Annotated in this window: 8 protein-coding genes; all 8 read left to right on the forward strand. The window is 69.1% G+C overall.

Annotated features, from left to right (window positions below; all coding sequences use genetic code 11):
- The first annotated feature begins 40 nt into the window (after positions 1-40).
- Positions 41-733: a ThuA domain-containing protein gene (locus tag BJ963_RS18975; protein ID WP_179457966.1), complete on the forward strand. Its 693-nt coding sequence runs from the start codon at positions 41-43 to the stop codon at positions 731-733.
- Positions 718-1,815 (forward strand): Gfo/Idh/MocA family protein, encoded by a 1,098-nt coding sequence (locus tag BJ963_RS18980; RefSeq protein WP_179457967.1) that lies wholly within the window; start codon positions 718-720, stop codon positions 1,813-1,815. The genes BJ963_RS18975 and BJ963_RS18980 overlap by 16 nt, the downstream gene beginning before the upstream one ends.
- 52 nt (positions 1,816-1,867) lie before the next feature.
- On the forward strand, positions 1,868-3,070 hold the full coding sequence (locus BJ963_RS18985; protein ID WP_089913655.1) for an ROK family transcriptional regulator: 1,203 nt from the start codon (positions 1,868-1,870) through the stop codon (positions 3,068-3,070).
- Positions 3,071-3,288: 218 nt separating this feature from the next.
- Positions 3,289-4,599, forward strand: coding sequence for an ABC transporter substrate-binding protein (locus BJ963_RS18990; protein WP_089913653.1), 1,311 nt, complete (start codon positions 3,289-3,291; stop codon positions 4,597-4,599).
- A gap of 112 nt (positions 4,600-4,711) precedes the next feature.
- Positions 4,712-5,677 carry a carbohydrate ABC transporter permease gene (locus BJ963_RS18995; RefSeq protein ID WP_089913649.1) on the forward strand — a complete coding sequence of 322 codons (966 nt, stop codon included), beginning with the start codon at positions 4,712-4,714 and terminating at the stop codon, positions 5,675-5,677.
- A complete protein-coding gene (locus BJ963_RS19000; protein WP_089913646.1) occupies positions 5,677-6,573 on the forward strand; it encodes a carbohydrate ABC transporter permease in 897 nt (298 codons plus the stop codon). The genes BJ963_RS18995 and BJ963_RS19000 overlap by 1 nt, the downstream gene beginning before the upstream one ends.
- Before the next feature lie 16 nt (positions 6,574-6,589).
- On the forward strand, positions 6,590-8,836 hold the full coding sequence (yicI, locus tag BJ963_RS19005; protein ID WP_179457968.1) for an alpha-xylosidase: 2,247 nt from the start codon (positions 6,590-6,592) through the stop codon (positions 8,834-8,836).
- Between the two features lie 94 nt (positions 8,837-8,930).
- On the forward strand, positions 8,931-9,237 hold a 307-nt coding region (locus tag BJ963_RS19010), incomplete at its 3' end, for a MarR family transcriptional regulator (protein ID WP_179457969.1).

The following is a 9,237-nucleotide window of genomic DNA, read 5'->3' on the forward strand; positions in this document are numbered from 1 at the left end:
CCGAAAAACTCAGGAGCAGGCGGCGACACCGGAAGGAAGCATGAGCAAGCAGGCACTGATCGTCCGCGGAGGATGGGATGGGCACATGCCCGTCGAGACCACGGAGCTGTTCCTCCCGTTCCTCCGCGAGAACGGCTTCGACACCCGGGTGGAGGAGGGCACGGCCGTCTACGCGGACGACGCCGTCATGGACACCGTCGACCTCGTCGTGCAGGTCAACACCATGAACACCATCGAGGACGCCGAGTTCCGCGGCCTCCAGCGCGCGATCCTCAACGGGACGGGGATGGCCGGCTGGCACGGCGGCATCGCCGACTCGTATCGCAACAACGCCGACTACCTGCACATGATCGGCGGGCAGTTCGCCCATCACGCGGGCAAGGACCCGGCCGAGCGGACCGGCGAGCAGTCGGACAACTACATCCCCTACAGGGTGCACATCACCGAGTACGGCCGCACGCACCCCATCACGCAGGGCATCGAGGACTTCGACCTCGTCACCGAGCAGTACTGGGTGCTCAGCGACGAGTACAACGACGTCCTCGCCACCACGACGCAGAGCGTGCGCCCGTGGGACGCGTGGAACCGCCCGGTCACCGCGCCGGCCATCTGGACCCGGCAGTGGGGCGCCGGCCGCATCTTCGTCTCGGCGCCCGGCCACCGGCTGGAGATCGTGGAGAGCCAGCCTGTCCGCACCATCATCGAGAGGGGGATGCTGTGGGCGTCCCGTTGAATGTCGGCGTCGTCGGGGTCGGCGTCATCAGCCGCCAGTACTTCGAGCACTTCCCCCAGCTGCCGAACCTGCGCCTGACCGCCGTCGCAGACCTCGATGTCGCACGCGCCTCCGCCGTCGCCGCGGAGCAGGGCGTGCTCGGGCTCTCGGTCGACGAGCTGCTCGCGCATCCCGAGGTGGATGCGGTGCTCAACCTGACCATCCCGCAGGCCCACGCGGAGATCGCCCTGCGCGCGCTCGCCGCGGGGAAGCACGTCTACGGCGAGAAGCCGCTCGCCCTCTCGACCGCCGAGGCGGCGCCGGTGCTCGAACGGGCGGCTGCGCTGGGCCTGCGGATCGGCAGCGCGCCGGACACCGTGCTGGGGACCGGCATCCAGACCGCGCTCGCCCTGCTCGACGACGGACGGATCGGCGATCCGGTCGCCGCGGCCGTCGCGTGGAGCGCGCCGGGACACGAGCTCTGGCATCCCGCTCCCGCGTTCTACTACCAGCCGGGCGGCGGTCCGCTGTTCGACATGGGACCGTACTACCTGACCAGCCTGGTCAGCTTCTTCGGCCCGGTCGTGCGGGTCTCCGGCGCCACCGGACGCTCGACGCGCGAGCGCACGGTCGCGACCGGCCCGCTCGCCGGTTCGACCATCCCGGTGGATGTGGACACGCACGTCACCGCCATCCTCGAGCACGCCTCCGGCGTCATCTCGACCGTGACCGTCTCCTTCGAGGTGTGGGCGACGCGCGCCCCGAAGTTCGAGGTCTACGGGACGGCCGGGACGATCGCCGTCCCCGACCCGAACATGTTCTCGGACCCGGTCGCCGTCGCGACCGCCGACGACCGCGAGTTCCGCGAGGTGCCGGTCGCCGCCGGCTACGCGGACGCCGGCCGCGGGTACGGCCTCGCCGACATGGCCAGGGCGATCGAGACGGGTCGCCCGCACCGGGCATCCGGCGAGCTCGCCTTCCACGTGCTGGAGATCATGGAGTCGGTGATCCGGGCGGGAGCGACGCACACGGTGGTGGAGCTCTCGTCCAGCGTCGAGCGCCCCGCTCCGGTGCCGCTGGGCGCGCGCCCCGAGAGCTGGTGAGCGAGCCGACCGGGTGAGCGGCGTCGCGCACGCCGCGCGTTATGGTCATTCCATGTCCGCATCCGAGCTGAGCACCGTCCGCCCGTCGTCGGGCGGCGCCACGGACGCGCTGCGCCGCAGCAACCTGGCGACCGTGCTCGGCCTGGTGCACCGCGACGGCGCCCTGTCGCGCAGCGACCTGACGCGCCTGACCGGGCTGAACCGCTCGACCGTCGGCGACCTGGTGGCCGAGCTGGCCGCCCTCGACCTGGTCGAGGTGGACGAGACGCCAGGAGGCGGGAGGGCCGGCCGCCCCAGCCCGGTCGTCCGGGTCTCGGGCAGTGTGGCCGCCGTCGCCGTGAACCCCGAGGTGGATGCGGTCATCGTCGGTCTCGTCGGCCTCGGCGGCCGGGTGCTCAAGCGCGTCCGCATCGAGACCGCGTCCGCGCGGTCGGCCGCGGAGACCGTCACGCTCGCCTCCGCCGGGATCGCCGGGATGCTGGCGGGGGAGTCGGGCATCCGCATCGCCGGGATCGGCGTCGCCGTCCCGGGCCAGGTGCGGCTGTCGGACGGCATGGTCCGGGAGGCGACGCACTTCGGCTGGGTGGACGAACCGCTCGCCGGGATGCTGTCCGCCGCGACCGGCCACCGGGTGTGGGCGGCGAACGCGGCCGTCCTGGGCCTGCGCGCGGAGAGCGCGTTCGGGGCCGGTCGCGGCATCGACGACCTCGTGTACATGATCGGCGGGGCGTCCGGCATCGGCGGAGGGGCCGTCGGCGGCGGCCGCCTGCTGACGGGCGCCGCCGGATACGCGGGGGAGTTCGGGCACACGTTCGTCCGGTCGGACGGCCGCTCCTGCTCGTGCGGCTCCCGCGGATGTCTGGAGGCCGAGGTGACGCAGGCGGAGCTGCTGGCGTCGGTGGGTCTCGCGTCCGCGGAGGCGGCATCCCTCGCCGATCGTCTGGTGGCCACGGAGGACCCGGTCGCGCTCGCCGTCATCGAGCGGGATTACGCGTCGCTGTCGATCGCGGCCCGCAACGCCGTCAACGTCTTCAATCCCTCCCTGCTCGTCCTGGGCGGCTTCCTCGCCGCCCTCTACCGGGGCGCCCGTGCGCACGGCGCCCCCGATCTCCTCGACGATGTCGTGCACTCGGCGAGGGAGGGCGTCACGGTGGTCGAGGCGGAGCTGGGCACGGACCAGCTGCTCATCGGCGCCGCCGAGCTGGTGCTGGCGGATCTGATCGCGGACCCGGCGCGGGCGCTGGCCGCCGCGTAGCCCGAACATCGCCCCCATCCACCGGAATCCGGGCGATCCGGGCTCGTATGTTGTTACCGAGAACTAACCGGTCTGCCCTGTTTTCGTGCGGTTGGGAATCGAAACGTGAACTTGCTTTCCGAGCAGTCGGTCGCTTATGTTGTGTTCACCAACAAAATGCATCGGAGTGGCTGCGAGGCCTGCAGACGCGCGTCCACTCCACTACAAGGAGGTAACAGATGCGCAAGAGGCACCTCGCAATCGGCGCCGTTCTGGCCGCCGGCGCCCTGCTGCTCGCCGGCTGCTCCGGGACGTCCGGCTCGTCGTCCGACAGCACCGACGGGAAGGGCAAGACGCTCACCCTGTGGCACTTCGAGAGCGAAGACTCCGCCATGGGCAAGGCCTGGAACGAGGCCATCAAGGAGTTCGAGTCGGAGACCGGCGCCAAGGTCAAGTTCGAGGCGAAGGCCTTCGAGCAGATCCGCTCCACCGCGTCCCAGGTCCTGAACTCGGACCAGGCCCCCGACATCCTCGAGTACAACAAGGGCAACGCCACCGCCGGCCTCCTCGCCAGCCAGGGACTGCTCAGCAACCTCGACGACGCCGTCAAGAAGTACGGCTGGGACAAGAAGCTCGCGCCGAGCCTGCAGACCACCGCTCGCTACGACGACAAGGGCATCATGGGCTCCGGCTCCTGGTACGGCGTCCCGAACTACGGCGAGTACGTCGAGGTCTACTACAACAAGGACATGTTCGCGAAGTACGGCATCGAGGTCCCGAAGACCCAGGACGAGTTCGTCGCCGCGCTGCAGAAGTTCAAGGACAACGGCGTCACCCCGCTCGCCGAGTCGGCCGCGGAGTACCCGCTCGGTCAGCTCTGGTACCAGCTCGCGCTGACCAAGGCCGACCGCTCCTTCGTCGACGACTACCAGCTCTACAAGGGCAAGGTGAACTGGCAGGGCAGCGAGCTCTCCTACGCCACCAAGACCGTCGACGACTGGGTGCAGAAGGGTTACATCTCCAAGGACGCCTCCGGCCTCAAGGCCGAGGACGCCGGCACGTCGTTCATCTCGGGCAAGTACCCGATCTTCTTCTCGGGCAGCTGGTGGTACGGCCGCTTCCAGACGGAGATCAAGGACTACCAGTGGGGCACGTTCCTCTTCCCCGGCACCAAGCTCTCGCCCGGATCCGCGGGCAACATGTGGGTGATCCCGGAGAAGGCGAAGAACAAGGGCCTCGCCGAGAAGTTCATCGACATCACGATGACGCCGAAGATCCAGGCGCTGATCGGCAACAACGGCGGTGTCCCCGTCGCCGCCAAGACGAGCGACATCACCGACGAGAAGTCGAAGGAGCTCATCGCGAACTTCAACACCCTCACCGGTGAGGACGGCATCGCGTACTACCCCGACTGGCCGACGCCGACGTTCTACGACCAGCTCAACGCCGGTCTGCAGGAGCTCATCAACGGCACGAAGGATCCGTCCGCGGTCAACAAGGAGCTCGGCTCCGAGTACCAGGACGGCGTCGACCAGATCGTCAACCAATAACACCCCCTCTCGCCCCCGCCGTCGAGTCCGCAGAGATTGCACGCGGAACACCGCTCCAGCGTGCAAAGTTCGCGGACTCGACGGTGGGGAGGGAACGCAAAGGAGAGAACGCATGGTCGACGTGACGGTGCGCGCGCCCGAGGGGCGCACGCAGAGAGCGCGCGGCGAATCGCTGGTGCCCGGCCACGGACACGGCCGGTTCTGGTGGTACCTGCTCCCGGGATTCGTCCTGCTGACGGTGATCGTCCTCGTGCCGCTGGTCTGGAACATCTACCTCAGCTTCACGAGCTACCGCGGCATCCGCCCGCCCAAGTTCATCGGACTGAACAACTGGGTCCGGCTGATGGGCGACGACAAGTTCTGGACGTCGTTCGGCAACTCCATCGCCATGATCGTCGCGATGGTCGTCATCCCGACCCTCGTCGGCCTCATCCTCGCCGCGATGCTGTTCGACCTGGTCGGCAAGAAGTTCGGCGGCAAGCTCGCCAGCTTCCTGCGGGCCACCTACTACCTCCCGCAGATCCTTCCGGTCGTCATCGCCGCGATCGTGATCGGGTGGATCCTCCGGCCGGACAACGGCGCGCTCAACACCATGCTGCAGGCCGTCGGCCTCGGCCAGTTCTCGCACAACTGGCTCGGCAGCCCGGACACGGCCCTCGCGTCGATCATGGCGGTGATGGTCTGGGTGCAGATCGGCTACCCGGTCGTCATCTTCATGGCCGCGCTGCAGCGCGTCGACCCCGAACTGTACGAGGCGGCGGAGCTCGACGGCGCGAACTGGTTCCAGCGGTTCCGCTCGATCACCGTGTCCATCATCCGGCCCGAGATCTTCGTCGTGACGCTGACCTGCACGATCGCGGCCCTCAAGGTCTTCGGCCCGGTCTACACCCTGACCCGCGGCGGCCCCGGCACCGCGACCATGGTGCCCAGCTACTACTCGTACAGCGAGTTCTTCCAGAGCCAGCAGGTGGGATACGGCGCAACGATCGCGACCGCGCTGACGGTGGTCATCATCGCCGTCTCCGTCCTCTTCATGCTCGCCCAGAACCGCGCGGAGCGCAGGGAGAACCAGATCTGATGTCGACCACCATCGAACGCCCCCGCACGGATGCGGCCCCCGCTGCTCCCCGGAAGCTGAAGCGCCAGAAGCCGCGCAAGACCGTGACCGACTGGGTCATCCTGGTCGTCGCGATCCTCATCGGGATCGGCATCGCGTTCCCGTTCCTGCTGATCCTGATCAACTCGTTCAAGAGCCCGGCCGACTACAACTCGGGCGGTCCGCTTCAGCTGCCGACGTCGTTCTACACCGACGGCATCGTGAACTTCTGGAACCGCGTCAACTTCCCCGAGAAGCTGTGGAACTCGATCTTCATCTCCGGGATGGTCGCCCTGCTCTCCGTCGTGCTGTCCGTGCTGAACGCGTACGCCCTCGGCATCGGCCGGGTGAAGGCCCGCACCTGGATCATCGTGCTCTTCCTGCTGGCCAACATGCTGCCGCAGGAGGCGCTGCTCTACCCGCTGTACTTCATGTTCAAGCAGGTCGGCCTGTACGACAATCCGTGGGCGGTCATCATCATCTTCACGGTGATCCAGAGCGCATTCGGCACCTACCTGCTGTCGAGCGTCTACGGCACCTTCCCGAAGGAGGTGCTGGAGGCCGCATCCCTCGACGGCGCCGGCCGCTGGCGCATCCTGTGGCGGGTCGTCGTCCCGATCTCGCGGCCGACGCTGAGCGTCCTGCTCATCTTCTTCTTCATCTGGACGTGGAACGAGTTCCTGATCCCGCTGACCTTCCTGGTGTCGAACGACAACCAGACGGTCCCCGTGGCGATCAGCGCCTTGCAGGGCGACCGGCTCATGGATGTGACGACCACGTCCGCCTCGGCGCTGCTCGGTCTCATCCCCACCCTCGTCTTCTTCCTCATCTTCCAGCGCACCCTGACCCGCGGCATCACCGCCGGCGCGGTCAAGTAACCGGAGCAGTCACCGCATGAAGTTCACCGATGGTTTCTGGATGCTGCGCGACGGCGTCACGCCCGTCTACGCCCAGGAGGCGTACGACGTGGTCGCCGGCGACGACAGCATCACGATCACCGCACCCGCCAAGGTCATCGAGCGCCGGGGCGACACCCTCAACCGTCCGACGCTGACCGTCACCCTCACCTCGCCGCTGCCGGGGGTGGTCGGCGTCCGCATCGACCACTGGCAGGGCACGCGACCGGAGCGGGGCTTCGACCTCCACGTCGAGGAGGGGCACGCGCAGGTGTCCGTCGACGACCAGGCGGGGGTGCTCACCACGGGCGGCCTCACGGCCACGGTGAAGCGCGGTGCTCCCTGGTCGCTGACCTTCTCGGCGGGCGACCGGGTTCTCACCTCGAGCGGCCACAAGTCGCTCGGCTACATGACCGTGGCCGGCGAGGGGACCTTCGTGCACGAGCAGCTGGCGCTCGGCGTCGGCGAACTCGTCTACGGCCTGGGCGAGCGCTTCGGGCCGCTGGTGAAGAACGGCCAGGTCGTCGACATCTGGAACGCCGACGGCGGCACCTCCAGCGAGCAGGCCTACAAGAACATTCCGTTCTATCTCACCAACCGCGGCTACGGCGTCCTCGTCAACCACCCCGGCCACGTCTCGTACGAGATCGGGTCGGAGTCGGTGGAGCGGGTCCAGTTCTCGGTGCCGGGGGAGAGCCTCGAGTACTACCTGGTGTACGGCCCCACCCCGAAGGAGGTCCTGGAGCGCTACACCGCGCTGACCGGCCGGCCGGCAGCGGTGCCGGCGTGGTCGTACGGCCTGTGGCTGTCCACCAGCTTCACGACCGACTACGACGAGGCGACCGTCTCCTCCTTCATCGACGGGATGGCCGAGCGCGACCTCCCGCTGTCCGTGTTCCACTTCGACTGCTTCTGGATGCGCGAGTTCAACTGGTGCGACTTCGAGTGGGACCCGCGCACGTTCCCGGACCCGGAGGGGATGCTCGCGCGCCTGCACGACAAGGACCTCCGCGTCTGCGTGTGGATCAATCCCTACATCGGTCAGCGCTCCCCGCTGTTCGCCGAGGCCGCGGCGGCGGGCTACCTCGTGAAGCGGCCGAACGGCGACGTCTGGCAGTGGGACCTGTGGCAGGCCGGGATGGGCCTCGTCGACTTCACGAACCCGGACGCGACCCGCTGGTTCCAGGACGAGCTGCGCGCGCTCGTCGCCCAGGGGGTCGACTGCTTCAAGACCGACTTCGGGGAGCGCATCCCGCTCGAGGTGGAGTACTTCGACGGCTCGTCGCCCGAGCGCATGCACAACCTCTACACGCAGCTCTACAACGAGGCCGTGTTCGAGGTGCTGCAGGAGGCGCGGGGCGAGGGCGACGCCGTGCTGTTCGCGCGGTCGGCGACGGCCGGCGGTCAGCAGCTGCCCGTGCACTGGGGCGGGGACAACACCTCCAGCTACGAGTCGATGGCCGAGACGCTGCGCGGCGGGCTCTCGCTGGCCCTCAGCGGCTTCGGCTTCTGGAGCCACGACATCGGCGGCTTCGAGGGCACCCCGGACCCGGGCGTGTTCAAGCGCTGGACGGCGTTCGGCCTGCTGTCGAGCCACTCGCGGCTGCACGGCAGCGACTCGTACCGGGTGCCGTGGGCGTTCGACGAGGAGGCCGTGGAGGTCACCCGGCTGTTCACGAAGCTGAAGCTGCGGCTGATGCCGTACCTGTTCGCCGCAGGCCGGGAGGCGCACACCGCCGGGACCCCGGTCATGCGCCCGATGCAGCTGGAGTTCCCTGGCGACCCGGCGGTCGGCTACCTCGACCGGCAGTACATGCTCGGAGCCGACCTGCTGGTCGCGCCCGTGTTCTCACCGTCCGAGGTCGAGTTCTACCTGCCCGACGGGACGTGGACCGAGTACTTCTCCGGGCGACGGGTGGAGGGCGGACGCTGGCTGCGCGAGAGCCACGGGTTCGACAGCATCCCGCTGTTCGTGCGCGAGGGAGCGGTCCTGCCCCTCGGCGCCCGCGACGACCGCCCGGACTACGACTACCGCACCGGCCTCACCCTCGCCGTCTACCCGGGACCGGACGGGGTGCGCACCGTGACGGTGACGACGCCCGAGGGCGAGGACGCGGAGTACACGGTGACCCGACGGGGCTCGGCGCTGACCGCGACCGGGCCGGGCGAGCATCCCTTCACGCTGCGGGACGCGGTCACCGGCCGCACTGCAGCCTCGGAGTCGGGGACGGCGACCCTCGACTGAGCCGGCGCATCCGGGCCGGCCGGCCGGTGACGTGGGCGCGCGCCTGGCGCCCACGTCACAGGACGCCCGGCCCGACGGTACAGTTACGCGGAGTATGAACGGCAAGGCGACGGGGACGAACCTCGACACGGTGCGGCGGCACAATCTCGCGACCGTGCTCGGGCTCGTCCACCGCGAGGGTCCGCTGGCCCGGTCGGCGCTCACGCAGGCGACCGGGCTGAACCGGTCGACCGTCGGCGCCCTCGTCGCCGAACTGGCGGAGCTGGGGCTGGTGCAGGAGCGGGAGCCGGAGCTCAGCAACCGCGTCGGGCGGCCCTCTCCGGTCGTCGCTCCCGATGGCCGCGTGGTCGCCCTGGCGATCAATCCCGAGATCGACGCCGTCACCGTCGGCGTCGTCGGCC

This window comes from Leifsonia soli, assembly GCF_013408745.1.
GTDB lineage: Bacteria > Actinomycetota > Actinomycetes > Actinomycetales > Microbacteriaceae > Leifsonia > Leifsonia soli.

What these genes read in the sequence shown, in the direction of transcription:
- BJ963_RS18990 (WP_089913653.1), top strand. Translation starts at nt 3,289, where the DNA reads ATGCGCAAGAGGCACCTCGCAATCGGCGCCGTTCTGGCCGCCGGCGCC.
- BJ963_RS18975 (WP_179457966.1), top strand. Translation starts at nt 41, where the DNA reads ATGAGCAAGCAGGCACTGATCGTCCGCGGAGGATGGGATGGGCACATG.
- BJ963_RS18995 (WP_089913649.1), top strand. Translation starts at nt 4,712, where the DNA reads ATGGTCGACGTGACGGTGCGCGCGCCCGAGGGGCGCACGCAGAGAGCG.
- BJ963_RS18985 (WP_089913655.1), top strand. Translation starts at nt 1,868, where the DNA reads ATGTCCGCATCCGAGCTGAGCACCGTCCGCCCGTCGTCGGGCGGCGCC.
- BJ963_RS19000 (WP_089913646.1), top strand. Translation starts at nt 5,677, where the DNA reads ATGTCGACCACCATCGAACGCCCCCGCACGGATGCGGCCCCCGCTGCT.
- yicI (WP_179457968.1), top strand. Translation starts at nt 6,590, where the DNA reads ATGAAGTTCACCGATGGTTTCTGGATGCTGCGCGACGGCGTCACGCCC.